Raw genomic sequence first — 24,087 nt, 5'->3', positions numbered from 1 at the left:
GAGGGGAAGCTTATGATCATAACGGACATTTTGGTCTTTTTGGTCTCGGCTAGCGGACGAATTTGTAGCGGTTAACCGGCCGTCCCACTCCCCCGTATTGAATGTCGAGCTTAATCTGGCCGTCCTTCTCAAGAAAATCAAGATAACGCCGCGCCGTCACCCTTGCGATTCCGAGCGCTTTGGCGGCTTCTTCAGCTGAAAGCGGCTCCGTCTGCTGTTTCATATAGGTCAAAATTTCATTCATCGTAAAATGATTTAACCCCTTCGGCAGATCCCGGGACGGATTTTGCGGAATTTTAAGCAGCATGTCAAGCTGCTCTTGCGACATGGTGTCATGCTCTTCAATTTTCCGTTTATATTGTTTATAGTTTTCGAGCGCCTGCCTCATCCGCTCCAGCTTAAACGGCTTCAAAATATAGTCGGCCGCACCGTTTTGCAGCATAAGCTGGATTGTTTCTTTGTCTTTTGCGGCCGAGACGATGATGACGTCCACTTCGAGCTTTTGTTTTCTGATTTCCTGGAGCGTTTTAATTCCGTCTTTTTTCGGCATGTATACGTCTAATACCACGAGCCCGGGCCGCAGATCTTTTATAAGCCTGATTCCCTCGTCTCCGTCAGCGGCCGTGGCGATGACGCTGAACCCCGAAACACCGGTGATAAATTCTTTATTCACCTCCTGCACCATCGGATCATCTTCAATAAGCAGCACCTTGATGTCCATCGAATGATTCCTCCCCCTTCATCGGAAATAATATAGAAAATGCCGTTCCCTGTCCCTGCCGTGTGTCGACTTCAATCACGCCCATCCCTTTGTCGACGATTTGTTTGACGAGGTACAAGCCGTATCCCGTTCCTCCCGTTTTATTGACGGTAAACCCTTTGTCATAAAGGCGCGGGATGTGCTGATCGGAAATCCCGCTTCCGTTGTCTTCTATTAATATAGCAAGCACTTCATCATTTTGCTCGATACTGATGTCAATATGTTTGTCCTCCGTGTCCGCTGTTTCGAATGCGCCGAACGCATTTTCAATTAAATTGCCGAGCAAGACGACGATGTCATGCTGGTCGACATGCTCCGGAAATGCCGAGAAACTGCTGTTTTCATCAATTTTCACAGAAATGCCAAGCTCTTTTCCTCTTTTGATTTTGCTTAACAGCAGCCCCGCCGCAGCGTCATTCTGAATGGCCTGATGAAGAAAATCAGTGACGCTTTCTTGTTCTGATGATTCCTTAAAAGCAAGCTGGAGCGCTTTTTCTGATTTTCCGAGCTGAATCAGCCCCGCGATGGTGTGAAGCTTGTTCATATGTTCATGATTTTGGACTCTGAGCGCATCGACAAAATTTTTCACACCTGTCAGTTCTTCCGCCATTTTCGCCGCTTCCGTCCTGTCCTGAAAAATGGCGACGGCTCCGATGACCTTCTTTTTCATGACGATCGGAATTCTGCTGCTCATGATCACCTTTCCGCTGACTTGGATTTCTTCATTATATACGGCTCGGTTCCGCTCGACGATTTCAGGGAGCCGCGAATCTTTTAACACGTCCCAGATCAGCCTGCCGTCGGTCTCTTGTCTGACATTGAATATCTGCTTCGCTTTTTCATTAAAAATGGTGATGTGATGCTGATTATCGATCGCAATGACGCCCTCATTCATTGAATGAAACGTAGCTGTCCGTTCCTCATACATTCTCACGATCTCATGGGGCTCCAGCCAAAACATTTGTTTTTTGATGTGGCGGGCCAGCAAAAAGGAGCCGGCCAGTCCGAACCCGAGCGCCAGCAGAACGATAAACAGTATTTCATGTTTCAGCTGAAGAAGAATTTCACCGAATCCGGGCAGCGTTTTACCGGCCAGAACGACGCCGATCTGATTCAAATCCCGGTCTTTGATGGGATAAAAAGCGCGGACGGCGGTGCCGATCTCTCCCTTTGCTTCGGAAAAATAAATGTGCTCGGCGAACGCCGCGGCTTCGTCCTCACCCCTTGAACGCTTTCCGATCATTGTGCTGACGGGATGTGAATAGCGGATATGATCCATATCCATGACGACGATGTAGTCCGCTTCATTGATGATCCTTATTTCTTCGACCGCATGGCGCACGTCTTCCCTTTGTTTTTTCTGCTCCAGGGCGCGTTTGACATCGGTCATCTCAGATACCGTCCGCGCGGTATTCATCAGCCGTTTTTTCAGCTCGCGCTCCTCTGTATGCTGGATATTGCCGATCAGCACGATGCCGACGATCAAAAAGGTAAAAAGCACGACGATATACGAAAGTATGGTGATTTTCCAGCGGATGGTGAGCTTTTTTTTCGTCATTGGCCTCTTCCTTTCCGTCTCTTTACGAAAACGGCCCGCCCGATTATGCTTGTTATAGAAAATGGCGGAGGGGGTTTTCGATGAAAAGCTTGCTGACTTGTCTCAGCCTGATGGTACTCGGTATCGGAACCGCTTTATTCATCGGCTTTCATGATCGTTTCTCAACGGAAGAACCGTATTATGATGACGAACAGGAAGGCCTGAAAGATCAAATGGTTTTCAAATTCAGCCATGTCGTGGCTGAAAACACGCCTAAAGGGCGGGCGGCGAATAAATTTGCCGACCTGGTCTATCAAAAGTCCGGCGGCACCATTAAAGTAGAGGTATTTCCAAACGGGAGCCTCTATTCAGATAATGAAGAAATAAACGCCCTCCAAAACGGGGACGTGCAATTCATCGCTCCCTCCACCTCAAAGCTCGGATCACTGTCTCCCGAATGGGGTGTTTTGGATCTGCCGTACGCGTTTACAAACTATAAAGCCGTGCAAGAAGGCCTCAACGGCAAAATCGGCACGCGCCTGTTCGCTTCTTTAGAAAAGCATCATTTGAAAGGACTGGCGTACTGGACGAACGGGTTTAAGCAGCTCACGTCAAATAAAGGGCCGATCTTCACTCCGGACGATTTGAAAGGGCAGGCGCTCAGGATCATGCCGAGCAGCGTGATCGAAGACCAGTACCGCCTGCTCGGCGCGCACCCGCGGCAGGATTCCTTTAATTCCACGTTTCAGCTTTTGGAAAGCAATCTCGTAGACGGAGAGGAAAATACGATTTCAAATATCTATTCTAAAAAATTTTATAATGTTCAAGATTATTTGACAATCAGCAATCACGGGTACCTCGGTTATGCCGTGATGACCGACGAGCATTTCTGGAATTCGCAGACAGAAAAAACGAGAACCATCTTAACGGAGGCGATGAGAGAAACGACGGAATGGAACGAAGCTTCCGCTGAGAAAATGAATAAAGACCAGCTTGAAGAGATAAAGAAGAATTCATCCATTCATATTCATGTGCTGAGCAAAGCGGAAAAGAACACATGGATGAAACGCCTCGATCCGGTTTACGGACAATATGAACAGGTGATCGGCCGCGGGCTTGTGCAAGACTTGTTATCTTTGCGGCGCGATCCTTAGCAGGACCAATACGCCCATCTCCGTTTCATCCCTTTTCCTGATGGGGAAGTAAATAGGGACAAATAAAAAAGGAGATGGAGACATGTTTACACATACGAAAAAACTGCAGCATCCGGCTAAACCGGATCGTCCAGACCCGCTGTTCGCAAAAAAGATGCAGGAAATCTTGGGCGGACAATACGGGGAAATATCCGTCGCCATGCAGTATTTGTTTCAAGGATGGAATACACGGGGCAATGAAAAATATAAAGATCTCCTGATGGATACCGCGACGGAAGAAATCGGCCATGTCGAAATGATCGCGACAATGATTGCTAGACTGTTAGAAGATGCCCCGCTGGCGGAGCAGGAGAAAGCGGCTGATGATCCGGTCATCGGGTCCATTTTAGGCGGCATGAATCCGCATCATGCAATCGTCTCAGGACTGGGCGCCATGCCGGAGAGCAGCACGGGCGTTCCTTGGAGCGCAGGCTATATCGTCGCAAGCGGAAACCTCCTGGCAGACTTCCGCGCCAATCTGAACGCCGAATCACAAGGAAGGCTTCAAGTCGCACGTCTGTATGAAATGACCGATGATAAAGGCGTGAAAGATATGCTCAGCTTTTTATTGGCCCGCGACACCATGCATCAAAACCAATGGCTTGCGGCCATTAAAGAATTAGAAGCACAGGAAGGCCCGATCGTTCCTTCCACTTTCCCGAAGGCGCTGGAAAAGCAGTCATTCTCGCATAAACTTATCCATTTCTCAGATGGAGCAGAAAGCGCTGAACAAAATTGGCTGAAAGAAAAAGCGCCGGACGGTGAAAATTTTGAATACGAAAAGGAACCGAAAGCGCACGGCGAAATAGCAAAGCTGACTCCCGTCCCGCCTTATGTCCACAACACGCTTCCCGGACGAAAATAAAAAAGCCCTCTAAAGGGGCTTTTTTTAGGTGCGCACAACTGTCCAATCCGGTTCGTATCGGGTGTCCGGGTGATGTAACAGCTCGTGAATGAAAGGTTCATCCTCTTCGTACAGCATCACTTCTATTGAAAGAATCGCAGCCTTCTGCTCGTTTTCTTCGTATATGCGGTCATGTTCGTTCTCCATAAAATGATCATAGGCCTGTCTGTTCTCCCAAACGCTGATGATCTCTGCGATGAACAGGCCGTCTGCGTTTTTCCGCCAGCCGCCGGCCTGTTTGACGAAGCCATTTACACAGGATAATGCTCCCCACCTTGACTGTGCTTGCCCAAATGCTTCAGCGTTTGCAGCGTCTGTTTCACATACAATCTTTTTGATCAGCATGACCGTTCCTCTGTGATGACTGTTTTCGCATGCGTATGCTCGACACAGAGATTCACGGTTCTGACGTATGAGCGGGTGCGATGAATCGTGCCTTTCGGGATGAGCAGGCTGTCATTTGCTTTGAGCACTGCGGTTTCTTTGTCCTTAAAATCGATCAGCAGCTCACCTTCCAGAACGATGAACCATTCATCTGAGTCAGGGTGATGGTGCCAGTCATATTCTCCCGTAAACACTGCGAGGCGCACACAGTGGTCATTGATCTCCGCGATTGAAAAATTGTCGTGTTTTTCTTTGACTTTATTGGCGATAGCGAGCAAATTCAGCATGTCAGACACGAGTGAAAAACCCCTTTTTCATTTTATTGTATCGTAACGGCGGCTCAGATCAAGATTTTCCCAAAATAAAAAGCGATCCAGCTGATGTGCCGGATCGCTTTTGATCTGCAGGTTGTCTGCCTTTTATGCTTTTATTAGCTGCTTCGTCTGTTTCCGCCTTTTTGGCCGATTTCCTTATAAAAATCTTTGTCATGATTTTTGCTTGTAGCTTCTCCGCCTTTTTGGCCGATTTCTTGATAGAATTCCTTGTCATGGTTATTGCTTGTGGCTTCTCCGCCTTTTTCACCGATTTCCTGATAGAATTCTTTGTCGTGATTTTTGCTTGTGGCTTCTCCGCCTTTTTCACCGATTTCCTGATAGAATTCTTTGTCGTGATTTTTGCTTGTGGCTTCTCCGCCTTTTTGACCAATTTCCTGATAGAATTCTTTGTCATGGTTATTGCTTGTAGCTTCTCCGCCTTTTTTACCTGCTTCTTCTCTGCTCATTTTGTTATTATCTTGTGCCATTTTTGAATTCCTCCTTTAATTGGTGTTGGTTGTTGGTTTCCCGATTTCAGAACTGCTAAACAAAGAAAACACATTGAATGTGTTTTCGGGTGGTTTTTTATCATTCTGTATCCTTCATGCGTTTTAGAATCCGGCGTTTCTTATAAAGCATGATGCCTGTTTCCGCGATGCTTTCTAAAGCTGAACGGTTGGCGGACGCGCCGAAGATGATGCCTGCGGCCGGAACCATTTGCAGCAGTTTTTTCGCGGCGAACGTATCGCGGTAGCTGTAAACGACTTCCCGCCAGCCTTGGATTTGCGAGGCGACGCGCTGATAGGTTTGGTCGTTTTGATCATATTGCCGTAAATCTTGCAGGATCGCTTTTTTTCCGATGACGTCACTGGATGCAAGCTGAAGCAATTTGACGATAAACACGCGTTCTTTTTTGTCTTTCGGATCAAAGCCGTAAGCAACCGCGATGTCTTGCAGCGTCTTTAAGGACAGGCCGAGCATCGCCGGAATGTCTGCCGCAAGCGTAAACACGCCGCCGACTCCCGTTGCGGCTCCCTGCACCGTCGCGGCCTTTACGCTTGTACGCGCTATGGCTTCTGCGATTTCGTCCATGACGGCAAGCGGCGCATTGCGGATGTCGTGAAGCGTTTGACATGTACCGTGCGGCAGCCGTTTTTGAAACTTTTTCATGATGCGCTTTTCTGATGTAAGGTACTGTCCGCCTGACTGAATAAACGTTCCCGTTTCATCGAGAATGAGTCCGATTTTCCTCTGAATAAATTGCGGTGTCAGCTTGTCCAAAAGCTGAAACGGCAAGCGGGTGAATGTTTGCCAGAACATCGCCCTCTGCTGCGCCTTTTCCCATTTTTGAATGTCTCTCAGTTGTCTTTCCAGGTCTGTCCGATCTTCTGTCACCCGTCCTGCACGTCCTTTCTGATTTCTTTCTACATAGTATACCTTTATGGCGTTTTCTTTTTACACCCGGCCGGACTTTTTATCCGGAAAACATTCCATTGATTAATTTTCTTCAAATTCTATATATTGTATAATTTTGAATAATACGATTGAAGGAGAATGTTGAATGCAATGGATTTATTTAAGTTTAGCGATTATTTTTGAAGTATTGGGTACGGTCAGCATGAAATTATCAAATGGATTTACAAAACTTGTTCCAAGTATTTTATTGTTATTGTTTTATATCGGCAGCCTTTGTTTTCTTACTTTGACTTTGAAATATATAAGTGTCTCCATCGCGTATGCGGTCTGGTCGGGAATGGGGATCGTGCTGATTTCCGCGATCGGAATTTTTTTCTTTCATGAACAGTTCTCTGTTATAAAAGCTGTCTCTGTTCTTCTGATCATCATCGGTGTCGTTTCCTTAAACTTTATTTCTGAAAGTGAAACGTCATCAAACGGCATCAGCGTTCATACGGACAGAAACAGATGATGAAAGGGTTAAAGGTTCTCTTCCTCATTACAGATATTGGATTTATCATTTATTGGATTGTTACTTTTTTTGAGTGGATTCCAAAAAACATGGCGTTTAAAGATTATGATAACGCCATGATAATGGCCTGGAACTGGTCATTCTTTCCCCTAGATATTTTCATTTCATTGACCGGGCTGTACAGCTTGTTTCTTTATAAACGGAAACATGCATTATGGCGCCCTTTCGCATTAATATCACTTGTGCTGACCTTTTGTTCAGGCCTGCAAGCGATTGCCTTTTGGGTATTTATCGGTGATTTTGATCTGATGTGGTGGGCATTCAATTTGTACTTGCTTCTTTATCCTTTATATTTTATTCGGAAATTGCTGGTCTCTCGTAAAAATAGCTGTCATTCTTTTTGATGAGGCGGTTTTCTTTTTCTTCAGGCGGGAAACACTTTTCATAAAGGAGTGATAGACATGCCTTGGTCTATGAAAGATTATCCGCAATCATGGAAGAATCTCGAGGAACCTGTGAAGAAAAAAGCGATCGAAATCGCGAATGCGATGGTAGATGAGGGTTATGAAGAAGGACGGGCTATTCCCATTGCGACAAGTCAGGCGAAAGAGTGGAAAAAAAACGCTTCTAAAGAAGAAATCGATCAGCTGATGAAACACGATGATGAAACGAAACGCGGAAATTGAATCGGAATAAAGGAAAAACCCCGCTCTCAAGAGAACGAGGTTTTTCTGCTTATAAACCGTAATAATAAGATAATGTGGTGACTGAAACGTAGCCTGTCGCTCCTGCATACGTGACTTTCAGCCATTTATTAGAATTGGTGTAGTGGCCTTGAACATATTCTCCGGTGACCCAAGAACCTGTAATTTTTTTACCGCTTGAGAATGTTGTGATCGTTGAACAGCTGACCTTAGAGCATGAGCGCATATTAGCACCGTAAATACCGACTGTACCCCCGCTGGCTAAAATGGAAACGTCCGGTTCAGCTTTAGGCTTGAAAGCTGCTGCTGATGCAGAGCCGCCAAAAGCGAATAAAGAAACAGCAAAAATCATGGCTAAAGAAATGATCGACAAACGACGTACCAAGAAAATTCCCCCTCTTTTATCATATGGCTGGAAAGCTTTCCTGACGTTATTATACTTTTTTGCCCGGGAGACTGAAATAAGTCTAATGCTCCAACTTCTTTTCTTCGCAAGTGACCATGCCGATTCTTTATTTGATAAATAACAGCCGTTTATTGGACTGGAATCACTGATATATCGTTGATTCAAACGTTTATTCAGAGCGGCCGGAGTTTTTACGGAGGTCATTTGAATGGTACAGAAAGGTTTTATCTTCCAATGGAAAGAAACATTATTATTCTATTTACCCGGGAAAACGGAGGAAATACTGCGTCTTTTTCTCAGGATCAGTTGCACCGGACAGAAAGTTGTGAAGTGATATGAGCAAGTGTCCTCTTTTCACCTTTTTAAAAGAACGCTCAACGCATCCGCGCATGATCGGACGCGGAAACACGCTTTGCGAACGGCATCGCTTCTTTCCCGGAACGATGCCGTTTTCATTTTCGGACCTTTCTTCGGCGGGATACATACCATAGATAAAACAGGGCATCAATGTACCGGTTTATTGAACATAAAGAACTTGACATCTCATAATAGCGGATTTATGATGTAGATAAAATAATTTGCATCTAGGAAACTTTTTGTTATTTAGCTAAAAATCTATCAGAATTTAGGTGAGACATAATGAGCAAAGACATCTCAGCACAATCACTGCAAGCAAAAGCCGTGCAGGATGCACTTGACGGCAAAAGCAAGGGATTCAAGCGGCTTCTGCCTTTCTTAGGCCCAGCCTTTATCGCGGCGATTGCCTACATTGATCCGGGAAACTTCGCTACGAATATCTCAGCTGGTTCGAAATTTGGGTATATGCTGCTGTGGGTCATCCTCTTTTCAAACTTGATGGCTTTTTTAATCCAAGTTCTTTCCGCGAAGCTCGGCATTGCCACGGGTAAAAACCTTCCGGAAATCGCCAGAGACCGGTATCCGAAATGGGTATCCGCCGGGCTGTGGATACAGGGTGAACTGGTGATTATGGCAACTGATCTGGCAGAATTTATCGGGGCGGCGCTCGGGCTCAACCTGCTGTTCGGCATACCGATGGTTGAAGCGGCCATTATCGCGGCGATCGGATCATTCGCGATTTTAGAGCTTCAGCGCCGGGGTTACAGGGCGCTGGAAGCGGGCATCGCCGGACTTCTGTTTGTCGTGGTGATCGCCTTCGCTCTGCAAACCTTCTTTGCCAAACCTGACGCCGCCTCCGTTCTCGAAGGGCTGTTTATCCCGAAAATTGACGGAATGGACAGTGTGCTCTTGGCAACCGGTATACTCGGCGCAACCGTGATGCCGCATGCCATTTACTTACATTCCGCACTGACACAGCGCCGTGTCGTCGGAAAAACGGATAGTGAGCGGAAAAAGATTTTTAGATTTGAGACGATTGACATTCTCATCGCGATGGTGATCGCCGGGGCGATTAACGCAAGCATGCTCATCGTCGCTGCCGCGCTTTTCTTCAAGAACGGGCTGTATGTAGAAGATTTAGACGTGGCTTATCAGCAATTCGGCCACTATATCGGACCGGCTTCAGCCATTCTCTTCGGGATCGGGCTGCTGGCCGCAGGGCTTTCAAGCTCTTCTGTCGGCACATTGTCAGGCGATATTATCATGCAGGGCTTCATCCGTTACCGTATCCCGCTTTATTTGCGGCGTTTCATTACCATCATTCCGCCGATGATCATCATTATCTCGGGGGTCAACGCCACAGAAGCGCTCGTATGGAGCCAGGTCGTTCTTTCATTCGGCATCTCCTTTGCACTCGTGCCGCTGATTATGTTTACAAGCAACAAACGCCTGATGGGCGCCCTGACGAACCGAAAATGGGTGACGGCTCTCGCCTGGCTGATTGCGGTTTTGGTGATCGCGCTTAATCTGTTTGTGATCTACGATTCATTCCGTTAGAAAAAAACCGGCCATAGCGGCCGGTTTTTCTTTTGGCACCGGGTGCCGTTCGTATCTTTTTCCGGGCGTTTTTGGTATGATAGAAGAAAAATCGGAGTTTTGCTTATGTCAGTATTTATCCTTTTTTATCTGTGGATTGTGCCGATTGTCATCGGTATCTTCTGTTCTCTTTTTGCTTATCGGACAACGGGTAAGAAACGTCTGGTTCCCGGCTTTGTGATGATCGCATTAAGTATCATTTCCTTAATCACGGGGCTTTGGATCGGCGGTGTGAACTATCATGTGTTCATCGGAGGCATGTTTTTATTCGGTACGTTATTGGCCGGTTCCGCCTTTCCGTTTTTCTTCGCTCTCTCACGCAAACGAAAATAAACAGGCATGCTGCCTGTTTATTTTTTTACCTAAGCCTAAATGATAAAAACCGCTCCGATAATGTGATTCCGCCTCAAACAGCCTGTACATGCAGGCTCCAGCCCATGTTCTATTTCACGAAACTGCAGCTAAAATAAATCCTGCCAAAGAAGATTTTGAATTGCGAGAAAAATATCGTATTAAAATCCTATTTACCCAAAAAATACCTATTGATAGAATGGTATCTGAGAGGGAAAAATGTTCAAAGCGGATCATACAGGTCCCGCCTAAATACATAGTCTTTCATTTCTCTCTACACTACATTTCTAAAGGAGGATTTCCCATTAGACACGCAGCTAAAGGCATTCTGTTTGCCGCATCTTTAGCCCTTGTAACTACTGCTTTTGCCCCCGCATCCTTAGCTAAAGAAAATCCTAATAATACTGCCAACGCCACTGGAACGACAAAATCATTTTTTTATCAGACTGATACGCAATTTTCCTACGGACTAAAAGCACAAAGCGATGCATCTGTGTCAAAACCAGTCAAAGATGCAATCAGAGAGGTGCTGAAAAATAAAACAAAATTATTCAATCTTGTTGAAAAATTAGCAGGAAAGAAAATAAGAAATGAACTCGAATCCGTTTTCAATCAACATATAGAACCAGTTTTAAAGAAAATGCTGAACGAGTATGTCGCCTTAAGCTGGACTGACGTGGAAAAGAATCTTTATCTTTCACTTAAAAAGTCCGGACTTTCTGACAGCCAGGCTAAAAACCTCGCTCATTTGACAACTTTAGCAATGAAAGCATTTTAAACTCATTCATAAATAATCAGCAGGAAAATACGTATGAAGTAATGCAAAGTGCTGTTAGATTCACTCTAATAGCACTTTTTCATTGGAGATTTCACATTGACTGTCTTTTTTACTGTTTTGCTCACTTTCTTATGCTGCCTTGTGATTTCATCTCTTATTTTTATGATTCTATTAAAAAAAGAGATCGTGGATACACCGCCAAACCGCTTAGCTCATACAGCATTCATAGGGCTTATTGGATTCTCCCTGTTCTTCGCTATAACTGTACCCAGCCTGATTATTTGTTTTGCAGCTGTAACAATACATCATTTTTTCGGAGATTACATCATATATGATTCTCTATCAGACTTATACATATTTTCTGTCGTCGTCAGTATTTTAGCTTTAGTTTATATGCTAATCCTTACGGCAATTGTTAAAGGAATGACTCATGTTTTGACATTGCCTGCTTGGTCAGCCTATATCCTTGAATTCATTTTTGCATGGGCTGCTGTTTACTTCTCAATTCAATACGTTTCCAATCATATCATTGAGAACATATCTATATTTCAAGGCGGAGAAGTGCTTCTTTCATTGTTCATCACTTTCTTATTTTCGGGATTGGATATCCTTTTTACTAATTTGGATAAGATTTCAAAAGAGAAATTAGGCTAATAAGGGGGAAACGGATATGAGGATCATGACATATATATCTTATTTTTCTATTTCTTTAGTTTTGCAGGTGGTATGGCTGCTACTCATAAAAGAAACCTCTAATCTATCTCTGATAGATATGATTACGATGTCCTTTTTATTCACTCTCTTTATGTTCATCTTGGATCAAATTTTCAAAAAAAAGCGGACAAATTAGGGTCTGTTTTTTTATAATCCTAGGGCTTCTCTTTCATTTTGAAATTGCTCCGGATCTGGGGATGTTGCGGGAACCGTTCATTAATGTTTAACACCGGCCTCTGTAAAATACTTCTCCTTTTATATAACATCCTGACTTCTCCGTCATATATTCAAACGAAAAAACTGCAAAAGGGAGTAATGAAACATGATATTGTTTATTGGCAAGTTCATGTTGCTCTTTTTATTCTGTTCGCTGGCATATTATTTGTTTAAAGTTGTTTATTACAATATAGGGAAGAACATTGCGCTTAAAACCCCGGAAGGGACAAAGACAAACCGGACGGCACGTATGTTTGTCAAAAATGGAACTACACTGAATGATGGAGATTACTTTATGATCGCTGTTGTGACCGCTCTCTGGCTGTTCTTAAGATGAAACCGCGCTGATCCATCACGAGTTTTTTGATCAGCCATCGCTCGCCAGCTTCGGCTTTTCACAATCTCCGTTTCCGTTTAGGACGGTTATATGCAAGCCAAGTAGCTCAACAAACAAAAAAATAAACAGGCATGCTGCCTGTTTATCAAGCTGTCGAGATCTTCTCGATAGCTCCTTTGTTTTTCCTTGAATTATTGAAGAAAGGCTTAAAAATGGACGGCGTTTTTCTCATGCATGCATCGTTCAAGAAATCATCACAGTAAAACGGAAAAGTGAACGCAATACAAGTAACGCTTAAGAACCTTATGAGGCTGCGTATGTTGATTACTGGATTAGAAAAAGAAATCCCCCAGTCTTAAAAGGTGGAGGTCAAAAATTGGAGAACACTTTAAATATTTATAGCTTTTTCAGCGATGTGGAAAGTTCCAGAAACACTCATTTCAGCAGTATAAACATTTGTTACACTTAATAATCCAGTAAAAAGAATACCGATTAAAGCGGAGCTGATTATAACCTTCTTCATTATATAGCCTCCGTAACCTTAAGGATTTGTGTTTGGGCATGTATAGTTTTCTTTAAAAAGGTTCTTCCCTCTGCATAGTTTCTCTTTTCAAAATGAAAGTCACCTAATTTTTCAGTCAGCTCTGCGAAATCAGACCAAAGGCGTTTCTCTTCTAAGTAGCGTCTATTGCCTTTTTAAAATTCTCTTCAGCGGCACTCAAACTTTCCCCTCTTAAATAAACTAAGCCTAAGTTATGAAAGATCACTCCGATAATTCTTTTCACTTTTTCCTCATCCAACCCACGGGCGATACTTAATGCTTCCCGATAAACCGGAGATAAATAGCTCCCCGTCATCATAGCCATCCACCTGAAAAATGTCGGCTCGGCACCTATTACAATAAACATAAATGTCAATGACAACGAATACAACAGCCATAATCCATACTTTTTTGAAGATGAGATACCCTAAAATCCCCAACAGAAAAGAAACTGCCGGAAAAATGATGAGAATAATATAAACAGGACTCAATGGCATGCTAATATAAACACCTTCAACTTATTTTAAAATTTCAAAACGTGCAATTTCCCACTCTTTTTTTGCTTTTAGCGGGATTGTTTTTACCTTTTTGCCTGATTTCAAATCATAAGACGTGATATCTCCAAGCTTGTTATCACGCTGGATATCAAAGTTTTTGAGTAAAACATACATCTCTTTGTCATTGAATTGAACATCATTCATTAATTTGTTATCATCCCCAGCATAAAAATCAAAAGATTTTTTCTTAACCATTTTTTTATCAAACACCTGCATCTTCCCATCAAAAGAAACAGCTAAGATGCTATCTTTTAATATTTTCAATTTTGCAGGATGAAACCCTTTCTCCATCTCGACTTCTTTTTTTACCTTAAGAGTCTCTCTGTCTATTAATATGAGCTTAGAATTCTCTTTCTCATTCACGTTATCATTAACTGCCAGTACAAATGTATTTTCATCTAGAGCTTGGAATGCATCCTTTTCATCCATGAAGTATATCCCTTTATTCGGTATGGATGCCTTGTTCTCTTGCTTTTTTGTCTCTGGGTTAATTGAAAGGATGGACATACTTTCTTCACCACTTGAAATGACATAAATTTTATTTTTGGCGACGATTGCTGATCCAAGTTCTCCGTCAAGCTTTATTTGTTTCTTGTTTTTTCGGCTGTTTCCCTTCCAATATACCAGTTCACTTTCCAGCCCTTTGTCTGTGTATCCAACGTTAATGTCATGGATGATATAACCGTCAGAACTATTTATAAAGAAAGCACCTTCATCCTCAGTTGTTTTTGACAAACTCTTTTCATTTATTTTGTTTATTTTTCCGGTTTTATTGTCTATCATCAAGTGATTATTGCTTCTATTTGATGAGAAGAACGTATCGTTTTTGTTATATGAAGACATCGTGAAATTTATACCATCTTTCAATTCCAAGCTATCAATTTTAGTACCATCTTCACCGTAAACCCCAATCTCACTTCCCCTATCTAAAGTGTTAGAAAAACCAACAATAAATTTTGCATTGTCAATATCCTTTAATACAGTCTTTTTATTGCTGGTTCTTTCCTCTTTTTCATTCCCAGTTGGGATGAGACCGCAAGAGGTTGTGACTATCAGTATGCAAATGAAAATAAACAGGGTCTTAAGTCTATTCATATTTTCCTCCCTTTGAAATGACAAAACAACCGGTGCATCACCGATTGTTTTTGTCAATTTGTTTAACCCTTGTGATAAAAGATTGTTGTGTTATTGGATTTTACAAGCTCCATTGGTGTTACAACGGTGTCCCATTTGACATTGTCAATATCAATACCTTGGTTTTTCCAAGAACGCCAAGCTAATTGAGAACAATAAAATTTAGCAGTTGTCTTTTTATTCAAAAAGTTGAAATTATATTTCTTTTTATTATTTGCTTGCTTTTCCGCATATTTTGCAGCGTTTATATACTTATTGTTATTCGATCCTTTAACCCATAGACCATAAACTTTCTTTTTACTTCCCCAGTTATTATTATATCTGCGAACTCCATCTTGGTTTATAGGGCTCCAGCTTTTCGCCCATGCTTCAACTGTTTTTGATTTGTTAGTTGAAACAATCGCAGCATGTCCTACACCAATAGACCAACTTCCAGAATTAATTTCATAGCTTGTAAGAACATCACCTTTTGTACCTAACGCTTTTGCTGCAATTTGGTTCTTGGGCTGATATTCAGGCTCCTTGTATTTAGGAAGAACTTCATCAATTTGACCAGAGGCTTTCAATTCTTTGATTTCTTTTTGGGAATCCTTATACAAGTCTTCTGCATGTTCTTGTACATACGCATACTCTTCTTTACTCATTTCATAGAATTTCTGTACTTCCTCACTTGTCATGCCGGCATCTTTCATTTCCTGTATTTCCGTTTGGACTTTTTCATTAGTAAGTTGCGGAAATCCTTCAGCATGTGCACTTTTCCCAAATCCCAATCCTAAACCGGAAATCAACATAGTTGTAGAGAACATGGTGGTAAGTAAAAATTTAATCTTTTTCACATCAGTATCCCCCTACTATTGAATAATTTTTCCTTCTATTCTAAGATATAGGATGTAAATAAGGTTGTAAACACCTTTTTTGAATTATTTGGGATATTTTAATCATTTCTATTGAGTGTATAATGTCACACAAAATCGGGACATGTAGTGCCAACTGAACTATAGGATTTGGGCTTTAAACAATGTTTACCAGGCAATGTGTTGTTTCACTATTTCTTCGTAAGGTTAACCTTCAAATTTTACATAAATTCACAAGTATTTAAAATATCTTTCTCAACAAACATATTCTACCATTGATGCGAACCGCAATTCTATATACTTCTTTATTTTTATGAAATATATAGAATTGTGGTACAGCCTTATTAAAGGGTTGTTTCATTTATTTCAGAAGAGGCAACATTTTTTCTTTCGTTTTTGGCCTGTAAATGCCGTTATCAGATAGGCCATACATGGACTGGAACCGTTTGACTGCATTTGCTTTCTTCGGTCCGTAATAGCCGTCTATTCTGTTGTTCTTTGCCCCTTTGTCCGGATAATAATAGAGAGCCGCTAACGCCGATTGAATTTGCTTTACGGACGTTCCCTTAGTTAAGGGGCTTTGTCACTTTAAAAATGTCTGGCGGCAGCGTGTAAGATAATGTCTTTTTACCGAATGGAGAGCTGGACGAGCCAGTCAGCTTTAATACTTGGCCAACTTTGATCAGGTTCGGATCCTTGATGCCATTCAAGCTTTGCAGGGTTGCCATGCTTACGCCTGACTCCTATGCAATGACGATAATATTCCACCTTTTTTGACAGTGGACGTCGCCACCGGTCCTTTTTCCTGTTTTTGCTGATCAGGGGGGCTGACGGCGCTAATGTGCGAACCACGTTTGGCAGGAACTGTCCTGGCCCTTCAAAAGCTTTTTTTATCAGCCATCGCTCGCTAGCTGCAGATTTTATGATCTCTGTTACCGTTTCAGCAAATTTGAATATGATAGACTTCCTGTGTCCAAGCGGGCTCGAACTGCTGACCTCTTCCTTACCATGGAAGAGGTCAGTAAAACTGATAAGAACTAATCTTCTCAATAAATCAAGGCAGACAGCGAATACTGGCTGAAGCCCTTCGCTTGGCCGTAAGTGATTTTTCCCGGAAGCGGCGGCTCGTCGCCGATGACGGCATCGATGACGACCGGCTCATTTGAGTTAAGCGCTTCATGAGCATGATTCCGCCTTCTTATTTTTTCTTAGGCAACAAACCGATTCAAAACCAATTTAAAATATTGAATTTTTTAGAATAACTGTGTAAGTTTTGTATAACAAAAATTAAAAAAAGAGTGAGGAGGGAAACATTTGATAATCAGAAGCGCAGAACACTATGATGTAAAACAATTGACCGATTTAATGTATTTATATATCGTGGATTTTTATAAAAAACCTAAGCCACCGATTGAAAAGATACATCATTTGATTGAAATGTTATTTGAGAAGAACAGGGGTATTCAATTCGTTGCTGAACAAGATGGGAAACTTATTGGCTTTGCAACATTATATTTTAGTTTTAGTACGACGAAAGCAGATAAAATAACAATAATGAATGATTTATTCGTGGCAGAAAAAGCAAGAGGCACAGGAGCAGCCCAAGAACTGTTTAAAAGATGCGAAACTTTTACAAAAGAAAACGGGTATGCGCATATGTCATGGATAACTGCATCTGATAATTACCGTGCACAAAAGTTCTATAAAAAGATGGGTGGCTCCCTTGGGAATTGGCTGACCTATTCCATATAACCCGGGATGACCTTATTGAAGAAAAAACTAAAATAAAAAGCCGGGCTTTTACTATGGCTTATCTGGGTAAATAAATAAAAATAAACAGGCATGCTGCCTGTTTATTTTTTATAAGCGCCGGCTTCTTAAAACAGCCGTTTTAAGCTTTTCTTGAGTGACGGCATTTCGATTTTTTGGTTTTCAAAGAAGTTTTTCAGCATGTATTTACTGAAGCCCTTCGCTTGGCCGTAAGTGATTTTTCCCGGAAGCGGCGGCTCGTCGCCGATGACCGCGTCGATGACGACCGGCTCATTTGAGTTGAGCGCTTCATGAAAAGCGGGAGCCAATTCCTCGTGTTTCGTCACTTTGATGCCTTTTGCTCCGCAGCTTTCTGCAAAAGCGGCGTAATCCATATTTTGCAGCTGGGTGACGTAGTCAATGTTGCCTTTGACCCGCTGTTCATATTCAATCATGCCTAAATTTTCGTTGTTTAATATGACGACCGTAATCGGCAGTTTATATTTAACAGCCGTCGGCAGATCCTGCATCACCATTGAAAATCCGCCGTCTCCGCAAATGGCGATGGACTGCCGCTCAGGTTCGGCAAGGCTTGCGGCAATCGCTCCCGGAAGCCCGCATCCCATTGTGGCGAGCCAGCTTGAGACGATAAAGTCCTGCTTCTTCATTTTAAAATGGCGGGCCATCCACACTGTAACCGTTCCGACATCCACTGACAGGACGGCGTCCTCTGCGGCCGCATCCTGAAGCCGGGCAATGACCTGCTGCGGCTTGAGCGGATGAGTCGCTTCGGTTTCATCCTTTTCGATTTCCTTCCACCAATGCTTCATGTGCTCGGTGCAGGCGTCCAAAAATCTTCTGTCTTCTTTATATTCAATGTATTCCGTCAGCTCTTTCAGCCCCAGAGCCGCATCACTGACGATTCCCGCATTGACGGGATAGCGCTTCCCGATTTTTGCCGGATCCGAATCAAGCTGAATGGCAGGCGTATCATCCGGGAGATAATCCCTGTACGGGAACGATGTGCCGAGCATGATCAGCAGATCGCATTCCTCCATTGCTTCGTAGGCGGGCTTTGTGCCGATTTGCCCGAGATTCCCGAGAAAGTGGGGATGGCTGTCAGGCACGACGCCTTTTGCCGGAAGGGTGATCACAATCGGAGCGGCCGCTTTATCGGCGAATGCGAGCAGCTCCTCTTTTGCTGATTTTAACCCTTGGCCGGCGAGAATGACCGGTTTTTTTGCGTTGTTAATATATTGCGCGCATGTCACGAGATGTTCTTTTTTCGGCTCTATATCAGCTTTGAGGTATATCGGCGATGTGTAAACCGGCTCCCGTTTGATTTTTTGCGCGAATAAATCATCAGAAACGGTTAAAACGGCAACGCCTTTTTTGCTGTAAGCCGTGCGGATCGCCTGATTCAGAAGATCGGGCAGCGCTTCTGCCGTATGTACTTGCTGGTTGAATACCGCCACGTCCTCAAACATTTGCTCTAATTTGATTTCCTGAAAGCTGTCACGGCCGATTTCATCGGAAGCCACCTGTCCCGCAATCGCCAGCACCGGAACGCCGTCCGCTTTGGCGTCGTATAAACCGTTCAGCAGATGAACGGCCCCCGGTCCTGCGATTGAAAGGCAGACACTGATCTGTCCGGTCAGTTTTGCCTCAGCCGCGGCAGCCAGGGCGGCGACTTCCTCGTGCCGGGTTTGGATGAATGTCAGGTTATTTCGTTCATGTCTCAGTTCTTCGATAAATTCATTAATGCTGTCTCCGGGAATGCCGTATATATGACCGACTCCCCATTGTTCAAGCAGCTCCGTCATTACGTGTCCTGCTGTTTTACTTGGCATACTGCATCCTCCTTTTACCTGTATTCATCCCCTTTTTCATACGGGTTGAAACACGGGCTATACTCTCAGCTTTTTTCTCAGCAGATCAAGGATGGATAACAAATTTCGGTCTTTAAGAACTGTCTTACGATTTGCCGCCCCATTGAGTCCGTCTTTTACTTGCCGTCTTCTGTTCGGCACCATGAACAGCGGCCGCCGGTTTGGGGGAAACCAGCGTAATGCGGCGGTTTCCGGCCCGTTCATCAGCGGTGTTCCTCCGGTAATGGCCCCGATGAATACATGCTGTGTATCTTCAAATGCCGGCCTTTCATACTCACCCGCTTTATGCAGAATGGTCACGTTATAACCGGTTTCTTCGAAGGCCTCTCTGACGGCTGCGGCTTCAGGTATTTCACCTTCTGCGACCCTGCCCCCGGGCAAATCCCATAAGGGAATATCTTTTCGATTTACGAGCAATATCTCCCGCCCCTCATTTTGTATGATGACAAACGCGCCTTGTGCCATGTCGTCCTCCTTTACAAAAAAGACCGCGGCATTTCAGCCTGCGGTCTTTGCCGTTACTTTTTAAAATGATACGGCAGGGTGGCGACGATGATGTCCTTCTTCCAAAACAGCCGGACGCGGAGCAAGAAGGCTGATTGGTTGTGAAGGATGGTCTGCCAGCGTTTTTTCGTAATAAATTGCGGAAACAGCACCATCACGGAGAACTGTTCTTTTTTCGCTTTTTGTTCGACCGTTTCCAAAAACTTATCAAACGGGTGAACCAGACTGCGGTATGAGGAATGCAGGGTGACGAGGCGGACGCCGTTATGAAGCTCTTCCCAGCGCTTTTCCACCTTTTTTTCGTGTTCTCTGTCAAAGGAAACATGAACCGCAATGACCTGATCCGATAATGATTTCGCATACTGAATCGATTTTTGGACGACGGTGGTGACACCGGCGACAGGCACGATGACAACGGTTCCCTTGATTTCCTCAGGCTGCTGATCAACGACCCGCAGCTGTTCGCCGACCGCGGTGTAGTGATTTTTAATGACGAAAAACAGCATGACGACAGCAGGCATGAATAACAGCACCGGCCAGACAAGATTGAACTTCGTCGCGAATAAAATACACAGCACCATAAATGAAATGGCGGCGCCGCATGAGTTGATCAGCATTTTTACCGCCCAGCCCTTCGGCTTCTGCCTGATCCACTTGATGCACATTCCCGTCTGCGACAGCGTAAACGGAATGAACACGCCGACGGCATAAAGCGGAATTAAATGTTCCGTGCGGCCGCCGAATAAAAGAATGAGCAAGATGGACGCGATACCGAGAAAGATGATTCCGTTTGAAAATCCTAATCGGTCGCCTCGGACTGTAAACATTCTCGGCATATACTGATCACGCGCTAAATTAAACGCCAGCTGCGGAAAAGCGGAAAAGCCCGTATTTGCCGCAAGCACGAGAATCAGGGATGTCACGCCTTGAATGAAATAGTACACCGTATGCCGTCCGAAGGTTTCCGCGGCGATTTGTGAAATAACGGTCTCGTTAGGCTTCGGACCCGTGCCGTAGCCGTACGCCAGCACCGTAATCCCCGTAAATAAGATCGCCAGCAGAATCCCCATCATGGCCAAAGTGCGGGCCGCGTTTTTCGCCGGAGGATTTTTAAAGGCCGGGATCGCGTTTGAAATGGCTTCAACACCGGTCAGTGCCGAGCAGCCGGATGAAAAGGCCTTCAGCAGCAAAAACAGCGTGATGCCCGCTACGGGCGTGCCGATCGGTGTATGCTCGGCCGGATGAACCTGCCCCGTCATGAGCTTAAACAGTCCGACGACGATCAAAAGGACAAGCGCCGCCACAAACAGATAGACGGGATACGCCAAAATGGACGCCGACTCTGACAGTCCTCTCAAATTTAAAATCATAATCAGAATCACAAGCAAAACAGCAATGAGCAAATGATACGGGTGCAAAGCCGGAAATGCCGATGTAATCGCATCAGTTCCGGCAGAAATGCTTACCGCCACCGTCAGAATATAATCAACAAGCAATGAGCCGCCCGCAATCAGGCCCGGCTTCTCACCAAGGTTTTCTTTTGACACCATATAAGCGCCCCCGCCTTGCGGATAAGCGTAAATAATCTGTCTGTAGGACAGAATCAAAGCAAGCAGCAAAATGAGAACACCCGCTGCGATCGGAATGGAATACCAAAACGCGGCCGCGCTTACCGCAGCCAAAATGATCAGAATCTGTTCCGTTCCGTAAGCAACTGATGACAGCGCGTCTGAAGAAAGCATGGCGAGCGCCTTGAGTTTCGTGAGTTTCTGCTCTCCGGCCGCCTGTGATTTCAGCGGTTTCCCAATCAAAAATCTTTTGATTGAATGGTACATTTTTTGTCTTCCCCTTTTTTTCATTTTCCGTTTGATTTACAAACCCTTACTGCTATGATGTCTCCGAATAACGATTGCATGCCATATTTCAGCACAGCAAAAAGACACAGAGGCAAACGGATGCCCCTGCGCCATAATCGTGCACAGGTTTCATTCATCTCCTCTCATGAACGCTTACGAGGTTAGCTGTCGGATTCGGGCTGATGAGAGTTGGCCCTACCTGAAAAAGGATTCACCCCAAGCGGCATGACGCGCCGCAAATTGGTTCCCCCGCTCTGATTACAGATTAAGCGATATAGATTATAAAAGAGATCATACTCCCGTCCCGTTCAGTTGTAAAGGGGCTTTTATGCTGTTTCAAAAATAAAAAAATCACCGCCAAAAATGGAAATAAAAATACAAAAAAAGAGGCCTGTTAACGGCCTCTTTTTCCTTCATTACTCTTCACTTTTTTCATTGTCCGCTTTTCTTTTTTTCCTTCTTGCCGTCAGCCAAATCAGACCGGCCGCAATAATTATAAGCGCAGCGAAAACAGCGATATACGTAACATTCAGTGCTGCGGACCGGCTCTTCGTATCAGCCGCCGGACTGCTGTCATCGGACTTGATTTGCTGATGGTTCGAAAACAGCTGCCGGCCGGCCGTTTCGTTAATGACGGTTGCGGCATCGCTTGTGCTGTCTAAAAAGCTGATCAGCTCTTTTGTGACAGACGCGCCGCTGCCTGATAACGGAGCAAAAACAGCGATGCTCCGGCCGGAGTCCCAAGGTGATTCCTGTGTAAACGCGACTTGTTTCGTTGTCTCATTCAGCATCTGAAACGAAGAAACATCGTACGCGCCGCTGCGGTCTGACGGCACGAGAAGCTTAGAGGCGTTTGATTTCAAAAGCGGAATTTGCGGCAGGCCTCCGATAAACACAACATTCCGGCCTTTGGCATCCGCTTCCTTCATGTCTGATGCCGTCTTTACGGTAAAGCCGTTTCCGAATGAATCCGCCACCAGAGAAAGCTCTTTCAGTGTCTGTATGTTTACGTCATCCGGGATGACGATCACTGTTTTCTCTTTCACGCCGCCCGCAAACGGGAGCGGCCATTGCCCGAAATCCGCTTTCTGCGCCGCATCACTTACCGGATACGTCAGCATGCTGCTTTTATCAATATAGACCCATTTATTTTCGTCACGGTCGATACACGGGTTGTTATGTTTCAAACCTGACGTGACAAATTGCAGATCAATGTACCTGCTGCTTCGCAAAAGCTTCGGATCAATCGGGATTGAGACGTGGTAAAAGCCGTCTTTATCTTGATTGCCGAGATCATCAAGACGCACCGCATTCGGCTGTCCGTTGACCATGACGTTCAGCTCCGCTCTCTCGGCGTCATTAGCTGAATCCGCCTTCGTCCGGATCGATTCCGACGTTTTTAATGTAAGTGAAAGCTTAACCTTACCGTCTTTATCAACAGCGGCCGCCGCAGGGTAAAAGAAGTGCTCTGACGCCGTTTTGTTTGATCCGACCGTTACATTTCCCGCGCCGAAGTCCTCTAATGTCAGTTTATTGCCTGTTTTTTCCGCAGCGGGCTGAAGGCGGCCGATTGTCAAAGTATCTCCGCCCAGCTGGCTTGAATAAGCGCTGTCTGTGATGACGCGGATTTTATCCGCCAGCGTTTTGTCTGAGTGCGCCGTGACAAACAGGACGGGCTGCCGTTTGTCCCCTGATGTCAGAACCCGTTCAGCGAGAAGGAGTTTGTTGTCTTCCGCTTTGAGGTTCCCGCGATCGAAAAGCTCTTTTATTTTCCCGTCCCAATGCTGATCAGCGCCGATGACAATTGACGGATTGCTGATTTTTCCGGCGTCGGATTCTTTTACATAGGATACCTTCAGCCTGCTGTCAGCCGTTTTCAGAAATCCTTCTGTTTTGACTGCGGCTTCAGCTTCAGCCGAGGTCGGTTTGTCAGGAAGGATAATATCGGTTTCTTCACCCGTATTGCCTGATTGGGCAAACGGATACGGGAAATGGCCGAGATCCGCTCCCTTTGACTTGCTTGCTTCTGAAAGCACAAGGCGGCTGTCCGGATAAATTTTTATCCAGTTGCCTGACGTATCCTGCCTGACGCAGACGCCCTCTTTTAATACGCCGTAAAACCGTAATGATACATTGTGATAGCCTTGGGCGGATTGGCTTTTGCTGAGATTGAGCTTCACCGTTTTCCGCTTGGAGCTGCCGTCAAGCTTTATGGATTTGACGGGTTCATCATCAATGGCGATGGTTAAAGAAGACGGGGCAATTAATAAGTTTGACGCCTCGTAATCAATCAGAAGCGACTGATCGGCATTCGAAGCTCCCGCAGGAATCTGATAGGTCAGCTCTGAGCTGTCTTTCGCCCCGTACAGTGTCATCAGATCGCCAGTCAGCGCCTGCTGCTCTTTTGCGCCGGCGCTTGTTCCGAGGGCGGAACGGTCCGTTTTCAGCTCCCGGGCCGCGGCCGCCTGCCCGTTATACATCAATAGCAAAAGGCCGGTTATCAATATGATCGCTTTTTTCAAAAA

The 24,087-nt window shown here is 44.6% G+C and carries 25 protein-coding genes, 4 pseudogenes and 1 riboswitch; of the genes and pseudogenes, 11 read left to right on the top strand and 18 right to left on the bottom strand.

The annotated features are described in order from the left end of the window. Positions 1–49: 49 nt before the first annotated feature. The gene (locus ACWJJX_RS16035) at positions 50–721 is read right to left on the bottom strand and encodes a response regulator (protein ID WP_003156219.1); all 672 of its coding nucleotides are present in this window, start codon (positions 719–721) and stop codon (positions 50–52) included. Next, positions 696–2,318 (bottom strand): ATP-binding protein, encoded by a 1,623-nt coding sequence (locus ACWJJX_RS16030; RefSeq protein WP_014416956.1) that lies wholly within the window; start codon positions 2,316–2,318, stop codon positions 696–698. Before ACWJJX_RS16030 ends, ACWJJX_RS16035 begins: the two co-directional genes overlap by 26 nt. An 80-nt stretch (positions 2,319–2,398) precedes the next feature. On the opposite strand from ACWJJX_RS16030, the gene ACWJJX_RS16025 reads away from it, so the two are divergent. Together ACWJJX_RS16025 and ACWJJX_RS16020 are read left to right on the top strand one after the other, a co-directional pair. Beyond that, positions 2,399–3,451, top strand: coding sequence for a TRAP transporter substrate-binding protein (locus ACWJJX_RS16025; RefSeq protein WP_454023115.1), 1,053 nt, complete (start codon positions 2,399–2,401; stop codon positions 3,449–3,451). 82 nt (positions 3,452–3,533) lie between these two features. After that, positions 3,534–4,355 carry a manganese catalase family protein gene (locus tag ACWJJX_RS16020; protein ID WP_278071586.1) on the top strand — a complete coding sequence of 274 codons (822 nt, stop codon included), beginning with the start codon at positions 3,534–3,536 and terminating at the stop codon, positions 4,353–4,355. 24 nt (positions 4,356–4,379) lie between these two features. On the opposite strand, the gene ACWJJX_RS16015 is transcribed toward ACWJJX_RS16020, so the two are convergent. The 4 genes from ACWJJX_RS16015 to ACWJJX_RS16000 all read right to left on the bottom strand — a co-directional run bounded on the left by ACWJJX_RS16015 (position 4,380) and on the right by ACWJJX_RS16000 (position 6,487). Next, the gene (locus ACWJJX_RS16015) at positions 4,380–4,739 is read right to left on the bottom strand and encodes a YdbC family protein (RefSeq protein ID WP_454023114.1); all 360 of its coding nucleotides are present in this window, start codon (positions 4,737–4,739) and stop codon (positions 4,380–4,382) included. After that, positions 4,733–5,074, bottom strand: a complete 342-nt coding sequence (locus ACWJJX_RS16010) for a cupin domain-containing protein (protein ID WP_014304387.1) — start codon at positions 5,072–5,074, stop codon at positions 4,733–4,735. The genes ACWJJX_RS16015 and ACWJJX_RS16010 overlap by 7 nt, the downstream gene beginning before the upstream one ends. 134 nt (positions 5,075–5,208) lie before the next feature. Then, complete coding sequence (gene gsiB, locus ACWJJX_RS16005) at positions 5,209–5,580, bottom strand: glucose starvation-inducible protein GsiB (protein ID WP_012116853.1); 372 nt, start codon at positions 5,578–5,580, stop codon at positions 5,209–5,211. Between the two features lie 100 nt (positions 5,581–5,680). Then, complete coding sequence (locus tag ACWJJX_RS16000) at positions 5,681–6,487, bottom strand: EcsC family protein (RefSeq protein ID WP_077721827.1); 807 nt, start codon at positions 6,485–6,487, stop codon at positions 5,681–5,683. A 166-nt stretch (positions 6,488–6,653) separates the two neighbouring features. Between ACWJJX_RS16000 and ACWJJX_RS15995 the strand changes: the two genes are divergently transcribed. From ACWJJX_RS15995 to ACWJJX_RS15985, 3 genes and pseudogenes are all read left to right on the top strand, one after another. Then, a complete protein-coding gene (locus ACWJJX_RS15995) occupies positions 6,654–7,019 on the top strand; it encodes a DMT family transporter (RefSeq protein WP_007609539.1) in 366 nt (121 codons plus the stop codon). Further along, positions 7,016–7,423 (top strand): DUF5360 family protein, encoded by a 408-nt coding sequence (locus tag ACWJJX_RS15990; RefSeq protein WP_025853738.1) that lies wholly within the window; start codon positions 7,016–7,018, stop codon positions 7,421–7,423. Before ACWJJX_RS15995 ends, ACWJJX_RS15990 begins: the two co-directional genes overlap by 4 nt. Positions 7,424–7,480: 57 nt before the next feature. After that, positions 7,481–7,696: pseudogene (locus ACWJJX_RS15985) on the top strand (DUF2188 domain-containing protein); the annotation flags it as partial. 58 nt (positions 7,697–7,754) lie between these two features. Here the strand turns inward: ACWJJX_RS15985 and ACWJJX_RS15980 are convergent. Continuing rightward, positions 7,755–8,108 (bottom strand): hypothetical protein, encoded by a 354-nt coding sequence (locus ACWJJX_RS15980; protein WP_007410203.1) that lies wholly within the window; start codon positions 8,106–8,108, stop codon positions 7,755–7,757. A gap of 657 nt (positions 8,109–8,765) precedes the next feature. Between ACWJJX_RS15980 and ACWJJX_RS15975 the strand changes: the two genes are divergently transcribed. The 5 genes from ACWJJX_RS15975 (at position 8,766) to ACWJJX_RS15955 (ending at position 12,478) form a co-directional block, all read left to right on the top strand. After that, positions 8,766–10,043, top strand: coding sequence for an Nramp family divalent metal transporter (locus tag ACWJJX_RS15975; protein WP_088005335.1), 1,278 nt, complete (start codon positions 8,766–8,768; stop codon positions 10,041–10,043). Positions 10,044–10,148: 105 nt separating this feature from the next. Next, entirely contained in the window at positions 10,149–10,415 is a 267-nt protein-coding gene (locus ACWJJX_RS15970) for a hypothetical protein (protein WP_063174391.1), read from the top strand. A gap of 88 nt (positions 10,416–10,503) precedes the next feature. Beyond that, entirely contained in the window at positions 10,504–11,211 is a 708-nt protein-coding gene (locus ACWJJX_RS15965) for a hypothetical protein (RefSeq protein WP_454023113.1), read from the top strand. A gap of 96 nt (positions 11,212–11,307) precedes the next feature. Then, positions 11,308–11,865: a hypothetical protein gene (locus tag ACWJJX_RS15960; protein WP_077721824.1), complete on the top strand. Its 558-nt coding sequence runs from the start codon at positions 11,308–11,310 to the stop codon at positions 11,863–11,865. A 382-nt stretch (positions 11,866–12,247) separates the two neighbouring features. After that, entirely contained in the window at positions 12,248–12,478 is a 231-nt protein-coding gene (locus tag ACWJJX_RS15955) for a hypothetical protein (RefSeq protein WP_060563104.1), read from the top strand. Positions 12,479–12,866: 388 nt separating this feature from the next. On the opposite strand, the gene ACWJJX_RS15950 is transcribed toward ACWJJX_RS15955, so the two are convergent. The 7 genes and pseudogenes from ACWJJX_RS15950 to ACWJJX_RS15920 form a co-directional block, all read right to left on the bottom strand. Then, entirely contained in the window at positions 12,867–13,001 is a 135-nt protein-coding gene (locus tag ACWJJX_RS15950) for a hypothetical protein (RefSeq protein ID WP_257997176.1), read from the bottom strand. Between the two features lie 151 nt (positions 13,002–13,152). Continuing rightward, positions 13,153–13,344 (bottom strand): hypothetical protein, encoded by a 192-nt coding sequence (locus tag ACWJJX_RS15945; RefSeq protein WP_223883521.1) that lies wholly within the window; start codon positions 13,342–13,344, stop codon positions 13,153–13,155. Beyond that, a pseudogene (locus tag ACWJJX_RS15940) lies at positions 13,324–13,516 on the bottom strand (DUF2651 family protein); the annotation flags it as partial. The pseudogene ACWJJX_RS15940 and the gene ACWJJX_RS15945, both read right to left, overlap by 21 nt. Before the next feature lie 21 nt (positions 13,517–13,537). Beyond that, on the bottom strand, positions 13,538–14,671 hold the full coding sequence (locus ACWJJX_RS15935; RefSeq protein WP_063174386.1) for a hypothetical protein: 1,134 nt from the start codon (positions 14,669–14,671) through the stop codon (positions 13,538–13,540). Between the two features lie 62 nt (positions 14,672–14,733). After that, positions 14,734–15,501: a YiiX/YebB-like N1pC/P60 family cysteine hydrolase gene (locus ACWJJX_RS15930; RefSeq protein WP_079898242.1), complete on the bottom strand. Its 768-nt coding sequence runs from the start codon at positions 15,499–15,501 to the stop codon at positions 14,734–14,736. Positions 15,502–15,925: 424 nt separating this feature from the next. Beyond that, positions 15,926–16,181, bottom strand: a pseudogene (locus ACWJJX_RS15925) (peptidoglycan-binding domain-containing protein); the annotation flags it as partial. Positions 16,182–16,628: 447 nt separating this feature from the next. Beyond that, positions 16,629–16,745 (bottom strand): annotated as a pseudogene (locus tag ACWJJX_RS15920) (hypothetical protein); the annotation flags it as partial. A gap of 133 nt (positions 16,746–16,878) precedes the next feature. On the opposite strand from ACWJJX_RS15920, the gene ACWJJX_RS15915 reads away from it, so the two are divergent. Then, a complete protein-coding gene (locus ACWJJX_RS15915; protein ID WP_454023112.1) occupies positions 16,879–17,316 on the top strand; it encodes an N-acetyltransferase family protein in 438 nt (145 codons plus the stop codon). Positions 17,317–17,441: 125 nt separating this feature from the next. Here the strand turns inward: ACWJJX_RS15915 and ACWJJX_RS15910 are convergent, their stop codons facing one another. From ACWJJX_RS15910 to ACWJJX_RS15895, 4 genes are all read right to left on the bottom strand, one after another. Then, positions 17,442–19,163, bottom strand: a complete 1,722-nt coding sequence (locus ACWJJX_RS15910) for a pyruvate oxidase (RefSeq protein WP_043866846.1) — start codon at positions 19,161–19,163, stop codon at positions 17,442–17,444. Between the two features lie 57 nt (positions 19,164–19,220). Further along, a complete protein-coding gene (locus ACWJJX_RS15905) occupies positions 19,221–19,667 on the bottom strand; it encodes an NUDIX hydrolase (RefSeq protein ID WP_069013099.1) in 447 nt (148 codons plus the stop codon). A 53-nt stretch (positions 19,668–19,720) separates the two neighbouring features. Beyond that, positions 19,721–21,541 carry an APC family permease gene (locus tag ACWJJX_RS15900; protein ID WP_003156252.1) on the bottom strand — a complete coding sequence of 607 codons (1,821 nt, stop codon included), beginning with the start codon at positions 21,539–21,541 and terminating at the stop codon, positions 19,721–19,723. A gap of 156 nt (positions 21,542–21,697) precedes the next feature. After that, positions 21,698–21,844, bottom strand: a riboswitch (cyclic di-AMP (ydaO/yuaA leader). A gap of 134 nt (positions 21,845–21,978) precedes the next feature. Beyond that, positions 21,979–24,084 (bottom strand): cellulose biosynthesis cyclic di-GMP-binding regulatory protein BcsB, encoded by a 2,106-nt coding sequence (locus ACWJJX_RS15895; protein ID WP_454023111.1) that lies wholly within the window; start codon positions 24,082–24,084, stop codon positions 21,979–21,981. Positions 24,085–24,087: the final 3 nt, after the last annotated feature.

It is taken from the genome of Bacillus sp. YH3-2-B2, assembly GCF_053663335.1.
Note: the sequence above shows the minus strand (reverse complement) of the source record. Positions and strands in the feature narration are given on the sequence as shown.